Here is a 17,150-nt window from a genome sequence, read left to right on the forward strand (position 1 = left end):
CCCTGACCGAACAGCCTGACCGAACAGCCCCGATCGTACAAGGAACTGAGACTCACACCCATGGCTGACGAACCGCTCGTACTCGGCATCGAGACCTCTTGCGACGAGACCGGAGTCGGCATCGTCCGCGGAACGACCCTGCTCGCCGACGCGGTCGCCTCCAGCGTGGACACGCACGCCCGCTTCGGCGGCGTCGTGCCGGAGATCGCCTCGCGCGCGCACCTGGAGGCGATGGTGCCGACCATCGAACGCGCCCTGAAAGAGGCGGGGGTCGGCGCCCGCGACCTCGACGGCATCGCCGTCACGGCCGGCCCCGGGCTCGCGGGCGCACTGCTGGTGGGCGTCTCGGCGGCGAAGGCGTACGCGTACGCCCTGGGCAAGCCGCTGTACGGGGTGAACCACCTCGCCTCGCACATCTGCGTCGACCAGCTCGAACACGGTCCGCTGCCCGAGCCGACCATGGCGCTGCTTGTCTCCGGCGGCCACTCCTCGCTGCTGCTCGCCCCCGACATCACCGCCGACGTCCGGCCCATGGGCGCGACGATCGACGACGCGGCCGGCGAGGCGTTCGACAAGATCGCACGCGTCCTGGACCTCGGCTTCCCCGGCGGCCCGGTGATCGACCGGCTGGCGAAGGAGGGCGACCCGGCGGCGATCGCCTTCCCGCGCGGCCTCAGCGGCGCCAAGGACCCGGCGTACGACTTCTCCTTCTCCGGCCTGAAGACGGCCGTCGCCCGGTGGATCGAGGCCAAGCGCGCCGCGGGCGAGGAGGTGCCGGTGCGGGACGTGGCGGCGTCCTTCCAGGAGGCGGTCGTCGACGTGCTCACCCGCAAGGCCGTGCGCGCCTGCACGGACGCGGGCGTGGACCACCTGATGATCGGCGGTGGCGTCGCGGCCAACTCGCGGCTGCGGGCGCTCGCCGGGGAACGCTGCGAGCGTGCGGGCATCCGGCTGCGCGTGCCGCGGCCGAAGCTGTGCACGGACAACGGCGCGATGGTCGCCGCGCTGGGCGCGGAGATGGTCGCGAGGAACCGGCCGGCCTCCGACTGGGAGCTGTCGGCGGACTCGTCGCTGCCGGTGACGGACCCGCACGTGCCGGGGAACCACGGCCACGGGGCGGACCACGACCATGTGCACGAGATCAGCAAGGACAACCTCTACTCATGACCGTCGTCGCGCTGATGTGGGAGGCCCGCGCCGCCGAGGCCCGCGGTGCGGAGTTGCTGGAGTGGGCCCGCGCCCAGGAGCTCGCGCGCGAGCCGCTGCGCCGCGAGACGTTCCGGGCGGCGGGTGACCGGGTGCTGGTCGTCACCTGGTGGGAGGCGGCGCACGCCGACGCCGCTCTGCCCGAGCTCCCGGAGCCGGAGGCCGGCCTGGTCACCCGACCGGTGCACCGCTGGCGCTTCGAGTCGCTCGGCCCGGAATCTCCCGGACAGTGATGACTTCCCGGAGACCGAAAACTTTCCGGAAGAAGTCCGGGAGCCGTGTCGATCGGGCCCCCTCCCGTTCGACGCATGGGTGAGAGGCGGGGAACGGCCCCGCCCGATGCCACCGAGGAGTCGTCATGCCGCGCTTTCTCTCCATGATCCGTATCGACGAGAACGAGCTGTCCGGAGCGGAGTTCCCCCAGGACTTCACCGACCGGATGGGCAAGCTGCTGGAGGAGATCACCAAGGCGGGCGTCATGCTCGACACGGCCGGTCTCACCCCGACCTCGGACGGCACCCGCGTGACCTGGTCCGGCGGCAAGCTGTCGTACACCGACGGGCCCTTCACCGAGACGAAGGAAGTTATCGGCGGCTACGCCGTCATGCAGTGCAAGGACAAGGCCGAGGCCCTGGAGTGGACCAGGCGTTTCCTCGAGATCCACCCGACGGAATGGGACATCACCTGCGAGCTGCGCCAGATCGCCGAGGACTGACCGGCCGCGCTTGCCCCGCTCCGGCACGGCTGCTCTGATGGGTGGCCGTGACGGCAGCGAGCGCAGGAAACACGGTCGAAGCGGTCTTCAGGATCGAGTCGGCGCGCATCATCGCCGGCGTGGCCCGCATCGTGAGGGACGTGGGCATCGCAGAGGAGATCGCGCAGGACGCTCTGGTCGCCGCGCTGGAGCAGTGGCCGGAGTCGGGTGTCCCGGACAGGCCGGGTGCCTGGCTCATGGCCACGGCCAAGCACCGCGCCATCGATCTCGTACGCCGCAAGGAGACGTACGCCCGCAAGCTGGCCGAGGTGGGGCGGACGCTCACCGACGCGCCGCCGCCGCCCGAACCGGCCGATGCGGACGACATCGACGACGACCTGCTGCGGCTGATCTTCACCGCGTGCCATCCGGTGCTGTCCACCGAGGCCAGGGTCGCGCTCACGCTCAGGCTGCTGGGTGGGCTGACGACCGGGGAGATCGCCCGCGCGTTCCTCGCCGCCGAACCGACGGTCGCCCAGCGCATCGTGCGCGCCAAGCGGACGCTGGCGAAGGCGGGTGTGGCCTTCGAGGTGCCATACGGCGCCGAGCGCGCCGATCGCCTGGGCTCGGTGCTCGACGTCATCTACCTGATCTTCAACGAGGGGTATGCGGCGACCGCCGGCGACGACCTTGTGCGCCCGGCGCTCTGTGAAGACGCCCTGCGGCTCGCCCGGGTCCTCGCCGGCCTGATGCCGTACGAACCGGAAGTGCACGGGCTGGCGGCGCTGTTGGAGTTCCAGGCGTCCCGCATCCCGACCCGCACCGGCCCCTCGGGCGAACCAGTCCTGCTCGCCGACCAGAACCGCACCAAGTGGAACCGGCTGCTGATCCGGCGCGGCATCGAGTCGCTGGGACGTGCGGGCCGCGGCCCCCTGGGCCCGTACGCCCTCCAGGCCGCGATCGCCGGCTGCCACGCCCAGGCGGTCCGCTACGAGGACACGGACTGGGCGACGATCGCCGTGCTGTACGGGCAGTTGGTCCGAATCATGCCGTCCCCGGTCGTGGAGCTGAACCGCGCGGTGGCGGTCTCGATGACGGAGGGGTCCGCGGCGGCGCTGGAGATCGTGGACGCAGTGGCCGCCGAACCGGACCTGAAGGACTACCACTTGCTCCCGAGCGTCCGCGGTGACCTGCTGGCCCGGCTGGGCCGCGCCGAGGAGGCGCGGGCGGAGTTCGAGCACGCCGCTTCCCTGGCCCACAACGCGCGGGAGAGGCAACTGCTCCTGCATCGCGCCGCCGAGGCCGCCGAGCGGCCCCGGTAACCTCGTCCGCATGCCCGGACCAGCCCTCCCGCCCCCGCCGCCGCCCACCCGCATACAGGCCTGGCTCGACCGTGAGTCGCTGCTCGCCGACCGGGCGAGGGCGATGGGGGAGCTGCATCGGGCGAGCATCGGGGTGTGGCGGCTGGCCCAGCTGTGGCTGCTCGTGGGCGGGTTCACGGTCGGCTGGGTGCTCGTCGGTGCGGCGCTGCGGGTGTTCTACGAGGCGATCGACGTGTTCAGCCACATGTTCGGCGGCGTGCTCGTCCTGCTGGGCACCGCGTTCATGGTGCCGACCGGTCTGCTGATCGGCTTCGGTCTCGTCCGCGACGGAAAGGTGCGCGCGCGGCTGCGCGAGTGGAGCGCACTGGGCAGCGACCCCGCCCGCGACGCGCGTTTCACCTCCCCGGGCCTGAGCCTGGCCTGGTTCGTGCCGTCGTTCCTGATGTGCGCGTGCGGCCTGTGGACTTGCTTCGCGGTCCCGGCCGGTGCGGAGCCCGGCGAGGACACGGTGCCGGAGGTCGTGTTGCTGATGGGCCTCGGCATGATCCTGTGGCTGACGGGCCTGATCGGCGTCGCCAAGGCGGTGGGCCACTACCGCTGGGCGCTGCGACTGGTGCCGCGCCGGGCGTCGGCCGGCACCCACGTCTGAGCGGACGCCCCGGTCCGCTGGTCCCACCTCGACCGGGGCCTACGCCGACTTCCCCGCGAGCATGGCGCGGGCGGCCCTGCGCGACCGCCCCACGAGCCCGGCCCGGTGGCCCTGTGCCGGGCCCGACGAGCATGGGCGGCCCTATGCCGGGTGCCCGACCAGCATGGCCGGCGCCCCCGCCGTCCTGGTCAGGAACACCGTTGCCGCGCCCGGCCCCTGGGGCTTGACCTTGCGGCGCAGTTCCTCCGGTTCGACCGCCGAGCCACGCTTCTTCACCGTCAGGTTGCCGACCTCCCGCTCCCTGAGCAGGGCCTTCAGCTTCTTGAGGTTGAAGGGCAGCGCGTCGGTGATCTCGTACGCCGTCGCGTACGGCGTCGGACGCAGCTCGTCCGACGTGACGTAGGCGATCATCGCGTCGATCAGGCCCCCGCCGACGTCCTCGGCGACCTCGGCGACCAGGTGGGCGCGGATCACCGCGCCGTCGGGCTCGTAGAGGTAGCGGCCGACCGCGCGGACGGCGGGGTCGGGCAGGCCGCGGCCGGTCAGGGTGTGCGGGCCGGGGAGCAGGGTGGCGCGGAACGTGCCAGGGGCCGTGCCGAACCAGAGCACGGCCTCCTTGACATCCCCGCCGTCCGAGATCCACTCGGCCTCTGCGTCCTCTGGGACGGCCTCGTGCGGGACCCCTGGGGCGATCTTGAGGGCCGCGAACGGGCTGGTGCGAGCCGCGGCGATCGCCCACGACAGGGGCGGGGAGTACGCCTCCGGGTCGAAGATCCGGCCCCGGCCGCCCCGGCGCGCGGGGTCCGCGAACACCGCGTCGTAGCCAGAGGTGTCGATGTCCGTCACGTCCGCGCAGCGGACCTCGATCAGGTCCGCGAGCCCCAGCGCCTCGGCGTTGGCCCGCGCGGCCGCGGCCGTCGGCGGATCGCGATCCACGGCCAGGACGGAGATTCCCGCCCGCGCCAGCGCGATCGCGTCCCCGCCGATGCCGCTGCACAGGTCGGCGACGCTGCGCACACCGAGGGCGGCGAAGAGCTCGGCCCGGTGGGCGGCAACCGTGCGGCGGGTGGACTGCTCGACGCCGTTGGGGGTGAAGAACATCCGCCCGGCGTCCTCCGCGCCGAATTTCGCCGCCGCCCGCTGCCGCAGCCGCGCCTGCCCGAGTGCCGCCGAGACGAGCTCCGCCGGGTGCTCGCGGCGCAGCCGGGTGGCCACGGCCAGTTCGTCGGCGGGGTCGTAGGAGGCGAGCGACGCCAGCAGCGCGCTGCCCTCCTCGGTGCGAAGTGCCGACAACGCGGCGAGCGGATCTGAGGCGTTCACCCGGCCATTGTGGGCCAGCCGGGGGATGGTCCGCGCACGCAGGCGGTGTCGGCCGGGTGCGCGGGCGCCGCGCTGACAGGATGCGGCGCCATGCAGCTAGTACGACAAAAGGGAAAAGTGAGAGCGTGTCGGGTCGGAGTGGGTGTGGTCGCGCTCGTCGTGGCCGCCGTCGGCTCCGGCTGTGCCGGGGACGGCGGGCCCGCCCGCCCGGCGAAGTCCGCACCGGGGCAGTCGGCCCAGCAGGGCCCAGAGGCCCGGGAGCAGGCGGCAGGCCCGGCCGGTGCCCTGTCCGCCTACGTCGAGAAGGTCAAGCGGGCCCAGGCCGCGCGCGCCGCAGCCGCGAAGAAGTGGGGGCTGAAGCAGACCCCGCTCGCCGCACCGCCGCCGCCCGCCGTCAAGCCGAGGATCACCACCCGCAAGGGCTTCGAGGTCGACGGCGGCAAGGAGCTTCCGCCGGTCTTCACCACCGTCCCCACCAAGGAGAAGATCGTCTTCCTGACGATCGACGACGGCGCGGAGAAGGACCCGGAACTGCTGCGGATGATGTCCGATCTGCGGATCCCGTACAGCGCCTTCCTCAGCGACTACGTGATCGACGACGACTACGGCTACTTCGAGAAGATGCAGGACCGCGGCGTCTCGCTGCACAACCACACCCTCAACCACCGTTACCTGCCCGGCCTGTCCTACTCAGCCCAGAAGCGGGAGATCTGCGGTCAGCAGGACAAGCTGCAGAAGCGGTACGGCACCCGGCCGCGGCTGTTCCGCCCGCCGTACGGCAACTACAACAAGGACACCCTGCGCGTCGCGAAGTCGTGCGGGATCGAGGCCGTCCCGCTGTGGGCGTCCGAGGCGTTCCCCGACCACATGGAGTGGCGCGAGTGGGACAGGGACCTGCACCCCGGCGACATCATCCTGACCCACTTCCGGGGGCGTGGGGAATGGAAGGGCACCATGCCGGACATGGTCCGTCGGGTCATGAAGACCGTGACCGCGAAGGGGTACGCCGTGGCGAAGCTGGAGGACTACGTGTGAGTCGCGCGCGTCGGCTCCTTGCCGGGTGCCTGCCGGGAGTCGCGCGCCGGCTCCTTGCCGGGGGCGCTCACGGGGCGGGGATCGGTCGGACGGGGATCGACCGGACGGGCGGCGGACGGGTGTCGATCGGGTGTGCGGCGGCCGGGCGGAACAGCCGCGGCCGGGTGTGCGGCGGCCGGGCGGGCGGCGCTCGGAGGGGCGTCGATCGGACGGACATCGGGCCGCCACGCGGTTCTGCATTGGCACTCCGCTTGACCGAGTGCTAATTGCAGTCATAGTCTCGCTCCTGGCACTCACCAAGGGAGAGTGCCAACACAGCGACGGGCAGGTCCGGCACCCGCGACGACGGATCCACCTGGTCGCCACCTCAGATCAGTTAACCCCGTGAGATCTCCGAAGGGGGAGGTCGGATCGTGACGACCACCAGCTCCAAGGTTGCCATCAAGCCGCTCGAGGACCGCATTGTGGTCCAGCCGCTCGACGCCGAGCAGACCACGGCTTCTGGCCTGGTTATTCCGGACACCGCCAAGGAGAAGCCCCAGGAGGGCGTCGTCCTGGCCGTGGGCCCGGGCCGCTTCGAGAACGGCGAGCGTCTTCCGCTCGACGTGAACGTCGGCGATGTCGTGCTGTACAGCAAGTACGGCGGCACCGAGGTGAAGTACAGCGGCGAGGAGTACCTCGTCCTCTCGGCCCGCGACGTGCTCGCGATCGTCGAGAAGTAATTCCCGCTTCACCCGGCAGATTTGCCTGAACTGCGCCCCTGGCCACCCCGCTGATGCCGGGCGGCGAGGGGCGCGGTTTTTTGAACACGATTTCCGAGAGGGCTGAATCGCTCCCATGGCGAAGATCCTGAAGTTCGACGAGGACGCCCGTCGCGCCCTCGAGCGCGGCGTCAACAAGCTTGCCGACACGGTCAAGGTGACGATCGGCCCCCGCGGCCGCAACGTCGTCATCGACAAGAAGTTCGGCGCACCCACCATCACCAACGACGGTGTCACCATCGCCCGTGAGGTCGAGGTCGACGACCCGTACGAGAACCTGGGCGCCCAGCTGGTGAAGGAGGTGGCGACCAAGACCAACGACATCGCGGGTGACGGTACGACCACCGCCACCGTGCTGGCCCAGGCGCTGGTCCGCGAGGGTCTGCGCAACGTCGCCGCCGGTGCTTCCCCGGCCGCCCTGAAGAAGGGCATCGACGCCGCGGTCCAGGCCGTGTCCGAGGAGCTCCTCGCGACCGCCCGCCCGATCGAGGACAAGGCCGACATCGCCGCCGTGGCCGCGCTCTCCGCGCAGGACCAGCAGGTCGGCGAGCTCATCGCCGAGGCGATGGACAAGGTCGGCAAGGACGGTGTCATCACCGTCGAGGAGTCCAACACCTTCGGCCTGGAGCTCGACTTCACCGAGGGCATGGCCTTCGACAAGGGTTACCTGTCCCCGTACATGGTGACCGACCAGGAGCGTATGGAGGCCGTCCTCGACGACCCGTACATCCTGATCCACCAGGGCAAGATCTCCTCGATCCAGGACATGCTGCCGCTCCTGGAGAAGGTCATCCAGGCGGGTGGCTCCAAGCCGCTGCTGATCATCGCCGAGGACGTCGAGGGCGAGGCGCTGTCCACCCTCGTCGTCAACAAGATCCGCGGCACCTTCAACGCGGTGGCCGTCAAGGCCCCCGGCTTCGGTGACCGCCGCAAGGCGATGCTCGGCGACATGGCCACCCTCACCGGTGCCACCGTCATCGCCGAGGAGGTCGGCCTCAAGCTCGACCAGGCCGGTCTGGACGTGCTGGGCTCCGCCCGCCGCGTCACCATCACCAAGGACGACACCACCATCGTCGACGGTGGCGGCAACTCCGAGGACGTGCAGGGCCGCGTCAACCAGATCAAGGCCGAGATCGAGACCACGGACTCCGACTGGGACCGCGAGAAGCTCCAGGAGCGCCTCGCGAAGCTGGCCGGCGGCGTGTGCGTGATCAAGGTCGGCGCCGCCACCGAGGTGGAGCTGAAGGAGAAGAAGCACCGTCTGGAGGACGCCATCTCCGCGACCCGCGCCGCGGTCGAGGAGGGCATCGTCTCCGGTGGTGGCTCCGCGCTCGTCCACGCCGTGAAGGTGCTCGAGGGCAACCTGGGCAAGACCGGCGACGAGGCCACCGGTGTCGCCGTCGTCCGCCGTGCCGCCGTCGAGCCGCTGCGCTGGATCGCGGAGAACGCCGGCCTCGAGGGCTATGTCATCACCTCCAAGGTCGCCGAGCTGGAGGCGGGTCAGGGCTTCAACGCCGCCACCGGCGAGTACGGCGACCTGGTGAAGGCCGGCGTCATCGACCCGGTCAAGGTCACCCGCTCCGCCCTGGAGAACGCTGCCTCCATCGCCTCCCTGCTGCTCACGACCGAGACCCTGGTCGTCGAGAAGCCGGCCGACGAGGATGCCGAGGCGGGCCACGGCCACGGTCACGGCCACAGCCACTGAGTCGCTGACGCGACACGCGCTGAAGAAGGCCCCCGTTCCCGCCGCGCGCGGGGACGGGGGCCTTCTCCCTTTCCGGCTTGCTGCCTCGCTGCCGGCGGACGTTCGGCCCCCGGTTGGGGAGGAGTTGGTCAGAGGGCCCCGAGCTGCCGCATCAGGCGCATGACGTCGAAGTGCCACCAGCCTTCCTGGATCTTCCCGTCCTGGAAGCGGAAGATCGTCGTGCCGGTCATCGTGCACTGCTCTCCCGTGGCCGGGATGCCCTGGAACTCACCCTTGTGCTTGCCGCTCCAGGTCCACAGGAGGCACACGTCGTCGCCTTCGGCCACCTGCCGGTCGAGTTCGAAGGTGAAGTCGAAGGCGTCGCGCCACATCGTCAGATCGCGGCGGATGACGTCGCTGCCGACCTCGGACTCCGCCTCGTTGGCGACGTCGTGGTCGATGTAGTCCGCGGCGAAGATCTCGTCGATGGCGTCGAGGTTCCCGCCGACGGCGATCTCGTGGAAGAAGCGGCGGGCGGCCGCCGTGTTGAGCTGGTCGTCACGGACCACGTCGAGGTCGGTGAACGACGGCATGCCGTCGCAGAGCGCCACCATCTCCTGGAAGATGCGGTCGGTCTCGGGCAGCTTGGAGTTCCGCATCGCCTCTTCGTACGAAGGGAACTCGACGATGTCGACGTAGTGCGACCCCTCCGAGCGGTCCTTCCCCATGATGAGGTGGGAGGTGGTCCGCCTGCCCTTCGTCTTCTCGACCCACTGGTCCATGAGCGCGTTCACGCCGTCGAACCGGTCAGTCTTGTAATCGATTATCTGTACGAATTTCATGGCACCTCCCGCGGCGGATGTGGTACGACCTGATACGGCCATTTTAGTGATTTATGCTCTTGTGGGCGTTTCGGGTGCTCGGGCGGGTCGGGTGCTCGGGCGTGTCGGGTGTGTGGTGCATGTCAGGCGCGTCAGCGTGTCAGGCGCTCAGGCGCTCAGGCGCGTCAGGCGGAATGGCCCAGGGCTGCCGGGTGCACCGGGTCGGCGAACGGCAGACCGCTCGCGAACCGCGCCACCTCGTCCAGCGCCTGGTCGGCCATCCGGTACAGCTCTTCACCGAGCGATCCGGCGATGTGGGGCGTCAGCAGCACGTTCGGCAGGTCGTACAACGGTGAGTCGGCGGGCGGCACTTCGGGGTCGGTCACGTCCAGCACCGCGTCGAGGCGGCCGGAGAGAAGCTCGGGAAGCAGGGCGTCCTCGTCGACGAGCGAGCCGCGCGAAGTGTTGATCAGGGTGGTGCCGTCCCGCATCCGGCCCAGCTCGCGCGCGCCGATCATGTGGTGGGTGTCCGCCACCTGCGGAGCGTGGACGGTGACGACGTCGGCGCGGGCACAGAGGTCGTCCAGGCCGATGCGCTCGACACCCAGCGCCGCCGCCCCAGCGTCGTCGACATACGGGTCGTACAGCAGGACCCGCAGGTCGAAGGGGCGCAGCAGCTCGATCACCCGGCGACCGATGCGGGACGCGCCCACCACTCCCACCGTACGGCGGTAGTTGCCGAAGCCGTCGAGATCAGCGCGCCAGTCGTGCTCGGCGCGCAGCTGCGCGTACCGGTGGGCGGAGCGCAGTACCCGCTTGCCCGCGAAGAGGACGGCGGCGAGCGTGAACTCCGCGACCGGCAGTGCGTTCGCGGCCGCCGCCGAGGTCACGGCGATGCCGCGGTGCCAGCACGCCTCGGTGATGTGGTGCTTGACGGAGCCCGCGGCGTGGACGACGGCACGCAGCCGGGGCGCGGCCGACAGCACCTCGGCGGTCAGCGAAGGGGCGCCCCAGCAGGTGAGCAGCACCTCGGCCTCGGCGAGCGCGGCGGAGACGCGCGGTGAGGGCGAGGCCAGGTCGTGGGCGACGAGGTACGGGTCGGTGCGGGTGAGCGCGGTCAGACGTACGCGGTGGCGGTCGGCGAACAGTCGGTCGGCGATTCCCGGCGCCATGGCCAGCAGCAGCGCGGGGCGATTATCAGTGGCGTGATGCATGGTGGAACGCGGGCTCCTCACAGGTCGCTTGGGTCACTCGACGCTGCCGGCGGTCAGGCCGGCGGAACTCTGTGCCTGGTCGGAGTCCCGCGCCTGACCGTCTTCGTCGTACGCGGTGACGAACGGAGCCTCTGCGCAGGCTGCCTCGTGCTGACTCCGCCTCAGGATCTGCGCGTAGGCTGCGGCTCGCGCTGACTTCTGCTCAGGTCCTGCGAGCACACTGGGGCTCGCGCTGACTCCTGCTTTCGGAGTCGACCGATCACTGGGGCCCGTACTTGCGGCCCGCTCGCGAGCTGACCCCTCCGAGCAGGCTGCGCGGGGCCAGCTTCACCACGCCCATCAGCGCCTTGTAGCGCGGATCCGGGACGGACAGCGACTTCCCCTTCGCGAGATCCGCCAGCGCCGAGGTCACCAACTTGTCGGCGTCCAGCCACAGCCAGCCCGGGATGTTGTCCGTCCCCATCCCGGCCCGCTCGTGGAACTCCGTCCGTACGAACCCCGGGCACAGCGCCATCAGCCGCACGCCCGACCCCGCCAGATCCCGCGCCACGCCCTGCGTGAACTGCACGACCCACGCCTTCGACGCGCCGTAGGTCCCGCGCGGCACGAACGCCGCCACCGAGGCCACATTCACCACGCCTCCGCGCCCCCGCTCCCGCATCGGGCCGGCCGCGGCCGCCGTCAGCCGCATCACCGCCTCGCAGTGCACCTTCAGCATCGTCAGCTCGTCGGCCATGGACACTTCCAGGAAGCGCCCCTTGTTCCCGAAGCCCGCATTGTTGATCAGCAGGTCCACCGGGTGCCTGCGGTCCGCGAGCCGCTTCTCGACCGCGACGATCCCGTCCTCCTCGGCCAGGTCCGCGGTCAGCACCTCCGCCTCGATGCCGTGCCGGTCGTGCAGTTCGGTGGCCTGCTCCTGCAGCCGCTCGGTGTCGCGGGCCACGAGGACCAGATTGCGTCCCTCGGCCGCCAGCCGCCGTGCGAAGGCGGCGCCGATGCCCGCGGTCGCTCCCGTGATCAGTGCAGTCGTCATAGGCGGCACGTTAGTGCCCCGCGTGTGAGCGCGGTGTACGGACCTCGCCGGGCCGCTGTCCCTTCTCGACGACCACGAACTGGCCCGTCATGCCCTCGTCCTCGTGGTACAGCAGGTGGCAGTGGTACATGTACGGAGTGTCCGGGTCTGCCGGGCCCGTGAACCGTACGGCCATCTTCACGCTCCTGTTACCGGGCACGAACACGGTGTCCTTCGGGCCGCGCAGATGGGGCGGCGGCTGCCGGCCGTCGACCTCCAGCACCCGGAACTGCACGTCGTGCACATGGAAGTTGTGCGGGATGCCGTCGTCGTTTCGCAGGACCCAGGTCTCGGTGGCGCCCCGGGTGACGGTCCCGTCGATCCGGTCCATGGACATCGGCCTACCGTTGATCCCGGACCGCTGAAGGCCGAAGAACCATGTCCGCACGGAGTCCTCGCCGTCCGGCAGCTCCGGTTCGCCGAGCGTGCCGGGCAGTTCGGGCGAGGACCGCAGCGTCTTCGCGGCACGCAGCTCCAGTACGTCGAACGAATCGTCACCGCCGTTGAACCTGGTCTGCCAGAAGTCGCCCAGGCTCTGCGGATGGCTGCGCAGCACAGCCCGCTCGCCCGGTCGCATCCGCACCACCATCTCGGCCCGCTCGCCGGGAGACAGCCGGATGCGGTCCATCGACACGGCCTGCGGCAGCAGCCCGCCGTCCGACGCGATGAGCGAGAAGCGCCCAGCGTCCCGGCCGCCGCCGACGGGCACATCGGGGACCGTCCCCCATCGGTCCCCGAGCCAACTGACCCGTCTTCTCCGGGATTTCCCCTACGAGACGATCGGCAGCTGCCCGGTGCGGGAGCCGGCGCCGCTCCCGGTTTCGCGCGTGGCCACGTAATCCCGCGCCTCCCGCAGCTGCTCGGGGTGGAGCGCGTCGCCCGCGGCGAGCACCCGCGGCAGCAGGGAGCGCTCGGTGGTCCCGGCCCGGAACGACAGCGAGACGGTGACCTCGTGATCCGGCCGGTGCACGATCTCGATCGGATCGCCCGCCCTGACCTCACCGGGCCTGATCACCCGCAGATACGCGCCGGGCGCGGCCTCCTGTGTGAAGCGCCTGACCCACCCCTTCTCACCGAGCCAGCTCGCGAACGTGCGGCACGGTATGCGCCCGCTGGTCACCTCCAGCACCAGCTCGTCGCCGATCCGCCAGCGTTCGCCGATCAACGCGCCGTTGACGTCGAGCCCGCTCGTGGTGAGGTTCTCGCCGAACGAGCCGCTCGCCAGCGGCCTGCCCAGCTCCCTCTCCCAGCGGTCCAGATCCTCCCGCGCGAAGGCGTACACCGCCTGGTCGGTGCCGCCGTGGTGGCGCAGGTCCGAGATCTCGTCCCCGGCCACACCGCTGCCTCCCTCTCCCTTGTGGCCGGGGTCCGCCACCCGGACGGCCCCCTCGGTCGGACGCTTGTCGATTCCGGTCGTTCCAGTGCCGGCGTAGTCCACGGACCTGAGCCGCCCCACGTTCACACTCAGAAGCTTCATGCCGGGCACGCTAACCGACGTTCCCCAAAGCAACCAGCCTATATTTTCCTGCATCCCCAAGCCACGCTTATGCTCAAGGAGTGATCGAAGCCCGTCATCTCCGTGTCCTGCGCGCCGTGGCCGCCACCGGCTCCTTCTCCGCCGCCGCGCGCGAACTGGGCTGCACCCAGCCTGCGGTCAGCCAGCAGATGAAAGCACTCGAGAGCTCGGCCGGCACACCGCTGCTGATTCGTACGGGCCGCGAGATGCGCCTCACCCAGGCGGGCGAAGTGCTCGTCCGGCACGCGTCGGGCATCCTCGCCGGGCTCACCGCCGCAGAGGAGGAGATCGCCGCGATCGCTGGGCTCAGGGCGGGCCGCGTCCGTCTGGTCTCGTTCCCGAGCGGCAGTTCCACGCTGGTGCCCACGGCGCTCGCCGCCCTGCGCGCGGCGCATCCCGGCACCAGGGTCTCCCTGGTCGACGCCGAGCCGCCGCGTTCTGTCGAGATGCTGAGGGAGGGCGACTGCGACGTGGCCCTGGCCTTCCGCTACGGCACGGCGGGCGCCGAATGGGACGACCTCGTCGTACGCCCGCTGCTCACGGACCGGCTCATCGGGCTGGTGCCCGAGGGCCACCGGCTGGCGGGCGCGGAGAGCGTCGCGATCGGCGACCTCACCGATGAGCCGTGGATCGCGGGCTGCCCTCGCTGCCGCCGTCAGCTCGTGGAGGTCTGCGAGGAAGCCGGCTTCACGCCGCGGATCGACTTCGCGACGGACGACTACCCGGCGGTGATGGGACTGGTCGGCGCGGGCCTGGGCGTGGCGGTGCTGCCGGAGCTGGCGCTGGAGTCCGTACGCCCGAAGGGGGTGCGGACGATCGCGGTGAACCCACCCGTCGCCCGCGAGATCGTCGCCCTGACCCTCCCGGACCTCTCCCAGGTCCCAGCGGTCGCGGCGACCCTGGACCGCCTGTCGCTGGCGGCCGAGCGCTGAGGCGCGACATCGGCCCTGGGCTGCCTGGCGCCTGGTGGCACCGGCGGCCGTGACCGTGGACCACTGCCCCGGCGGGCGAGCCCTGAGGCCGGGTATCGGCCCTGGGTTGCCCAGCCCCTGGCGAGCCATGGCGGCGACCCTGGACCGCCTGTCGCTGGCGGCCGAGCGCTGAGGCGCGACATCGGCCCTGGGCTGCTGGCTCCGGGTGGCTGCCCCAGCGGCCCGGCCGGCGCACCGCGCCCGAACGCCTGTACGCGGCGGAGCCGCATTGAAGCGCGGCACCGTTCCGGGCGGTCCGGCGCCCCGGCAGCCTGGCAGCCCCGGCAGCTGCATGTCCCCGAACCGCTTGTACGCGGTGGCGCGGGGGGGCGGCGCCGGGGGCCCCCCCCCCCGGCCCCCCGCCCCCCCGCCCCGCCCGCCCCCCCCGGACGCCAGGGGCGCGCCGCGCAACCGCGCCCGGACGCAGAAAGCCGGTCCCGGCTGAGGCCGGGACCGGCGTGCAGGTGCAGAGATGGTGGGGAGCAGGCGTGTCGTTCGCGCAGACGGTCGTCGTAGCCCGTGGCAGTTGTAGTCGTCGTCTGTAGTCGTCGTCGCTCGGTGTCGCTCAGTCTCGTTCGTACATACGAAGGAACGTTTCTTCGTTCGCGTCGGGGGCGTCAGCCCCCTACCGCGCCTCCCGCGCTCGTCGCAGGGATCAGACGATGGCGTGCGCGGCCCATGAGCTCCTCGCGCTCGTCCTCCGTCAGCCCGCCCCAGACGCCGTAAGGCTCCCGCACGGCCAGCGCGTGTGCCGCGCACTCGGCCCGGACGGGGCACCTCATGCAGACCTCTTTCGCCGAGTTCTCGCGCGCGCTGCGCGCTGCACCGCGTTCGCCTTCCGGATGGAAGAAGAGCGAGCTGTCGACCCCGCGGCATGCCGCGAGGAGCTGCCAGTCCCACAGATCGGCGTTGGGTCCGGGAAGGCGAGAGAAATCTGCCATAGCGCATGTCCCCTTGAAACCGTGCTGAGTGGATACAGGACAAGTCGGAACCGGGCGGGACCTCCGGCCGGCGTGTGCCGGTTCCGGCACCCCACGCTGTGCCAACGACCGTACATCTGCTGTGTAAGTAGATGTAAATATGACTCATTGCGAATCTAGCCAAAGACACCAGCTAATGGGAAGAAAAGCCGCTGAATGGGGCACGGCTCCCCGGAGAAACTCCGGTGACCTGCGGCGCTGCTGTTCGCGCACGGCCCCTTACGCAGAGTGCCGAAGAGCTTCGTCCCACCCGTAACTCTTTCGAGTGACCGTCGTTGAGAGGGCGAGGCGGTTGAAAGAACAAGCTGTCGGGCACATGTCCGAGAGCGTTCAACCGCTCAGGTGACGAAACGTACCCAGCCTGGAGGCTCAAGGTGACGCGCATCAGCTGCGGAGGGCGGCCATGACATCCGTCCTCGTCTGCGACGACTCCCCGCTTGCCCGAGAGGCGCTCCGCCGCGCGGTCGCGACCGTGCCCGGCGTCGAGCGCGTGACGACCGCGGCCAACGGCGAGGAGGTGCTCCGCCGGTGGGGCGCCGACCGCTCGGACCTGATTCTGATGGACGTACGCATGCCCGGCCTGGGCGGCGTCGAGACCGTGCGCCGGCTGCTGTCCGCCGACCCGGGCGCCCGGATCATCATGCTCACCGTCGCCGAGGACCTCGACGGTGTCGCACTCGCGGTCGCCGCCGGTGCCCGCGGCTATCTGCACAAGGACGCCTCGCGCGCCGAGCTCCGGGCGACCGTCACGCAGGCGCTCGCCGACCCGACGTGGCGGCTCGCCCCGCGCCGGCTCCGCTCGGCCGAGATGGGCGCCGCGCCCACACTCACCGCGCGTGAGATCCAGGTGCTCGAGGGAATGAGCCATGGCCGGTCGAACGCGGAGATCGGGCGCGAGCTGTTCCTGTCCGAGGACACGGTGAAGACGCACGCCAGGCGCCTGTTCAAGAAGCTCGGCGCCTCGGACCGGGCGCATGCGGTGGCGCTCGGATTCCGCTGGGGCCTGGTCCGCTGAGTGGCCTGGCACGGGGTGACGGATGCCCGAGGGCATCCGTTTCCCGCGCGATGCCGCATCCTTGAGGGTGTGGAGTTCCTCGGGGACGAGTCGGTCGAGCGGGAGGGGAGGGCGCAGGAGATGACTTCCGGCGCACCTGCTCATAACGCTTCGGTGCACAACATGGGACGCGGTGCCGCGGAGGCTCCGGCGCCAAGGCACCATGGACCGATGCGTGACGACGAGGCGGCGACCGCCCAGGGGGCCATCGGTGCACTCGTCCATCGTGCCGTCGACGGCGACGAGCAGGCCACGCACGACCTGCTCGCGCACGTCCACCCGCTCGCACTGCGCTTCTGCCGTTCCCGTCTCAACAGACTTCCCGGCGACGCCCGGCATTTCGCCGACGACCTCGCTCAGGAGGTGTGCGTCGCGGTGCTGATGGCACTGCCGCGCTACAAGGACACCGGAAGGCCCTTCGAGGCCTTCGTCTTCGCCATCGCCTCGCACAAGGTCGCCGATCTGCAGCGAGCGGCGATGCGGCATCCGGGCTCGACGGCCGTGCCGTCCGACGAGATGCCCGAGCGGCCCGACGACTCCCTCGGGCCCGAGGAGCGGGCGCTGCTCAGCGACGACGCCGAGTGGGCCAAGAAGCTCCTCGCCAATCTCCCCGAGAACCAGCGCGAGCTGCTGGTGCTGCGCGTCGCCGTCGGGCTGACGGCGGAGGAGACGGGACAGATGCTGGGGATGTCGCCGGGTGCCGTGCGCGTCGCCCAGCACCGTGCGCTGAGCCGTCTGCGGGCGCTGGCCGAGCAGTGAACCGCGCGGCGGCCACGTGCGTATGAACATACAAAGCTGCTTACTGATCTTGATCGTGGAATGAGACGGGTGCAGAGCCCGTTAGCATGGAC

Annotated in this window: 18 protein-coding genes; 11 read left to right on the forward strand and 7 right to left on the reverse strand. The window is 70.9% G+C overall.

Going from position 1 to position 17,150, the window contains the following annotated elements; genetic code table 11:
* The first annotated feature begins 60 nt into the window (after nucleotides 1–60).
* The 5 genes from tsaD (at nucleotide 61) to ACH5AF_RS20385 (ending at nucleotide 3,871) form a co-directional block, all read left to right on the forward strand.
* Nucleotides 61–1,167 carry a tRNA (adenosine(37)-N6)-threonylcarbamoyltransferase complex transferase subunit TsaD gene (gene tsaD, locus ACH5AF_RS20365; protein ID WP_398903001.1) on the forward strand — a complete coding sequence of 369 codons (1,107 nt, stop codon included), beginning with the start codon at nucleotides 61–63 and terminating at the stop codon, nucleotides 1,165–1,167.
* A complete protein-coding gene (locus tag ACH5AF_RS20370) occupies nucleotides 1,164–1,439 on the forward strand; it encodes a hypothetical protein (protein ID WP_398903002.1) in 276 nt (91 codons plus the stop codon). Before tsaD ends, ACH5AF_RS20370 begins: the two co-directional genes overlap by 4 nt.
* A 125-nt stretch (nucleotides 1,440–1,564) precedes the next feature.
* Entirely contained in the window at nucleotides 1,565–1,921 is a 357-nt protein-coding gene (locus tag ACH5AF_RS20375) for a YciI family protein (RefSeq protein ID WP_398903003.1), read from the forward strand.
* A 47-nt stretch (nucleotides 1,922–1,968) separates the two neighbouring features.
* Nucleotides 1,969–3,222, forward strand: coding sequence for an RNA polymerase sigma factor (locus ACH5AF_RS20380; protein ID WP_398903004.1), 1,254 nt, complete (start codon nucleotides 1,969–1,971; stop codon nucleotides 3,220–3,222).
* A 10-nt stretch (nucleotides 3,223–3,232) separates the two neighbouring features.
* On the forward strand, nucleotides 3,233–3,871 hold the full coding sequence (locus tag ACH5AF_RS20385; protein ID WP_398903005.1) for a hypothetical protein: 639 nt from the start codon (nucleotides 3,233–3,235) through the stop codon (nucleotides 3,869–3,871).
* Nucleotides 3,872–4,012: 141 nt separating this feature from the next.
* Here the strand turns inward: ACH5AF_RS20385 and ACH5AF_RS20390 are convergent, their stop codons facing one another.
* Nucleotides 4,013–5,233 (reverse strand): methyltransferase domain-containing protein, encoded by a 1,221-nt coding sequence (locus ACH5AF_RS20390; RefSeq protein ID WP_398903047.1) that lies wholly within the window; start codon nucleotides 5,231–5,233, stop codon nucleotides 4,013–4,015.
* Nucleotides 5,234–5,281: 48 nt separating this feature from the next.
* On the opposite strand from ACH5AF_RS20390, the gene ACH5AF_RS20395 reads away from it, so the two are divergent.
* The 3 genes from ACH5AF_RS20395 to groL all read left to right on the forward strand — a co-directional run bounded on the left by ACH5AF_RS20395 (nucleotide 5,282) and on the right by groL (nucleotide 8,692).
* Entirely contained in the window at nucleotides 5,282–6,226 is a 945-nt protein-coding gene (locus tag ACH5AF_RS20395) for a polysaccharide deacetylase family protein (RefSeq protein ID WP_398903006.1), read from the forward strand.
* A 413-nt stretch (nucleotides 6,227–6,639) separates the two neighbouring features.
* Nucleotides 6,640–6,948 (forward strand): co-chaperone GroES, encoded by a 309-nt coding sequence (gene groES, locus ACH5AF_RS20400; protein WP_177148652.1) that lies wholly within the window; start codon nucleotides 6,640–6,642, stop codon nucleotides 6,946–6,948.
* A gap of 115 nt (nucleotides 6,949–7,063) precedes the next feature.
* Nucleotides 7,064–8,692: a chaperonin GroEL gene (gene groL, locus ACH5AF_RS20405; protein WP_398903007.1), complete on the forward strand. Its 1,629-nt coding sequence runs from the start codon at nucleotides 7,064–7,066 to the stop codon at nucleotides 8,690–8,692.
* 128 nt (nucleotides 8,693–8,820) lie between these two features.
* On the opposite strand, the gene ACH5AF_RS20410 is transcribed toward groL, so the two are convergent.
* The 5 genes from ACH5AF_RS20410 to ACH5AF_RS20430 form a co-directional block, all read right to left on the reverse strand.
* Entirely contained in the window at nucleotides 8,821–9,513 is a 693-nt protein-coding gene (locus tag ACH5AF_RS20410; RefSeq protein WP_398903008.1) for an ester cyclase, read from the reverse strand.
* Nucleotides 9,514–9,677: 164 nt separating this feature from the next.
* Nucleotides 9,678–10,706 (reverse strand): hydroxyacid dehydrogenase, encoded by a 1,029-nt coding sequence (locus ACH5AF_RS20415; protein ID WP_398903009.1) that lies wholly within the window; start codon nucleotides 10,704–10,706, stop codon nucleotides 9,678–9,680.
* Nucleotides 10,707–10,965: 259 nt separating this feature from the next.
* The gene (locus ACH5AF_RS20420) at nucleotides 10,966–11,739 is read right to left on the reverse strand and encodes an SDR family NAD(P)-dependent oxidoreductase (RefSeq protein ID WP_398903010.1); all 774 of its coding nucleotides are present in this window, start codon (nucleotides 11,737–11,739) and stop codon (nucleotides 10,966–10,968) included.
* 10 nt (nucleotides 11,740–11,749) lie between these two features.
* Nucleotides 11,750–12,487, reverse strand: a complete 738-nt coding sequence (locus tag ACH5AF_RS20425) for a multicopper oxidase family protein (protein ID WP_398903011.1) — start codon at nucleotides 12,485–12,487, stop codon at nucleotides 11,750–11,752.
* Between the two features lie 60 nt (nucleotides 12,488–12,547).
* Complete coding sequence (locus tag ACH5AF_RS20430) at nucleotides 12,548–13,255, reverse strand: MOSC domain-containing protein (protein ID WP_398903012.1); 708 nt, start codon at nucleotides 13,253–13,255, stop codon at nucleotides 12,548–12,550.
* Nucleotides 13,256–13,335: 80 nt separating this feature from the next.
* Between ACH5AF_RS20430 and ACH5AF_RS20435 the strand changes: the two genes are divergently transcribed.
* A complete protein-coding gene (locus tag ACH5AF_RS20435; protein WP_398903013.1) occupies nucleotides 13,336–14,226 on the forward strand; it encodes a LysR family transcriptional regulator in 891 nt (296 codons plus the stop codon).
* A 656-nt stretch (nucleotides 14,227–14,882) separates the two neighbouring features.
* On the opposite strand, the gene ACH5AF_RS20440 is transcribed toward ACH5AF_RS20435, so the two are convergent.
* Nucleotides 14,883–15,206: a WhiB family transcriptional regulator gene (locus tag ACH5AF_RS20440; protein WP_177148662.1), complete on the reverse strand. Its 324-nt coding sequence runs from the start codon at nucleotides 15,204–15,206 to the stop codon at nucleotides 14,883–14,885.
* Nucleotides 15,207–15,648: 442 nt separating this feature from the next.
* On the opposite strand from ACH5AF_RS20440, the gene ACH5AF_RS20445 reads away from it, so the two are divergent.
* Both ACH5AF_RS20445 and ACH5AF_RS20450 read left to right on the forward strand, forming a co-directional pair.
* Nucleotides 15,649–16,260, forward strand: a complete 612-nt coding sequence (locus tag ACH5AF_RS20445; protein ID WP_003948568.1) for a response regulator transcription factor — start codon at nucleotides 15,649–15,651, stop codon at nucleotides 16,258–16,260.
* Nucleotides 16,261–16,470: 210 nt separating this feature from the next.
* Nucleotides 16,471–17,058 (forward strand): sigma-70 family RNA polymerase sigma factor, encoded by a 588-nt coding sequence (locus tag ACH5AF_RS20450; protein ID WP_215183563.1) that lies wholly within the window; start codon nucleotides 16,471–16,473, stop codon nucleotides 17,056–17,058.
* The last annotated feature ends 92 nt before the right edge of the window (nucleotides 17,059–17,150 follow it).

This window comes from Streptomyces sp. NPDC018833 (assembly GCF_044390825.1).
Classification (GTDB): Bacteria; Actinomycetota; Actinomycetes; order Streptomycetales; family Streptomycetaceae; genus Streptomyces.

Bases quoted from the DNA above. Each gene is read 5' to 3' on its own strand.
- tsaD (WP_398903001.1), top strand. From the start codon at position 61: ATGGCTGACGAACCGCTCGTACTCGGCATCGAGACCTCTTGCGACGAG.
- ACH5AF_RS20370 (WP_398903002.1), top strand. From the start codon at position 1,164: ATGACCGTCGTCGCGCTGATGTGGGAGGCCCGCGCCGCCGAGGCCCGC.
- ACH5AF_RS20375 (WP_398903003.1), top strand. From the start codon at position 1,565: ATGCCGCGCTTTCTCTCCATGATCCGTATCGACGAGAACGAGCTGTCC.
- ACH5AF_RS20385 (WP_398903005.1), top strand. From the start codon at position 3,233: ATGCCCGGACCAGCCCTCCCGCCCCCGCCGCCGCCCACCCGCATACAG.
- ACH5AF_RS20395 (WP_398903006.1), top strand. From the start codon at position 5,282: ATGCAGCTAGTACGACAAAAGGGAAAAGTGAGAGCGTGTCGGGTCGGA.
- groL (WP_398903007.1), top strand. From the start codon at position 7,064: ATGGCGAAGATCCTGAAGTTCGACGAGGACGCCCGTCGCGCCCTCGAG.
- ACH5AF_RS20410 (WP_398903008.1), bottom strand. From the start codon at position 9,513: ATGAAATTCGTACAGATAATCGATTACAAGACTGACCGGTTCGACGGC.
- ACH5AF_RS20415 (WP_398903009.1), bottom strand. From the start codon at position 10,706: ATGCATCACGCCACTGATAATCGCCCCGCGCTGCTGCTGGCCATGGCG.
- ACH5AF_RS20420 (WP_398903010.1), bottom strand. From the start codon at position 11,739: ATGACGACTGCACTGATCACGGGAGCGACCGCGGGCATCGGCGCCGCC.
- ACH5AF_RS20430 (WP_398903012.1), bottom strand. From the start codon at position 13,255: ATGAAGCTTCTGAGTGTGAACGTGGGGCGGCTCAGGTCCGTGGACTAC.
- ACH5AF_RS20440 (WP_177148662.1), bottom strand. From the start codon at position 15,206: ATGGCAGATTTCTCTCGCCTTCCCGGACCCAACGCCGATCTGTGGGAC.
- ACH5AF_RS20445 (WP_003948568.1), top strand. From the start codon at position 15,649: ATGACATCCGTCCTCGTCTGCGACGACTCCCCGCTTGCCCGAGAGGCG.
- ACH5AF_RS20450 (WP_215183563.1), top strand. From the start codon at position 16,471: ATGCGTGACGACGAGGCGGCGACCGCCCAGGGGGCCATCGGTGCACTC.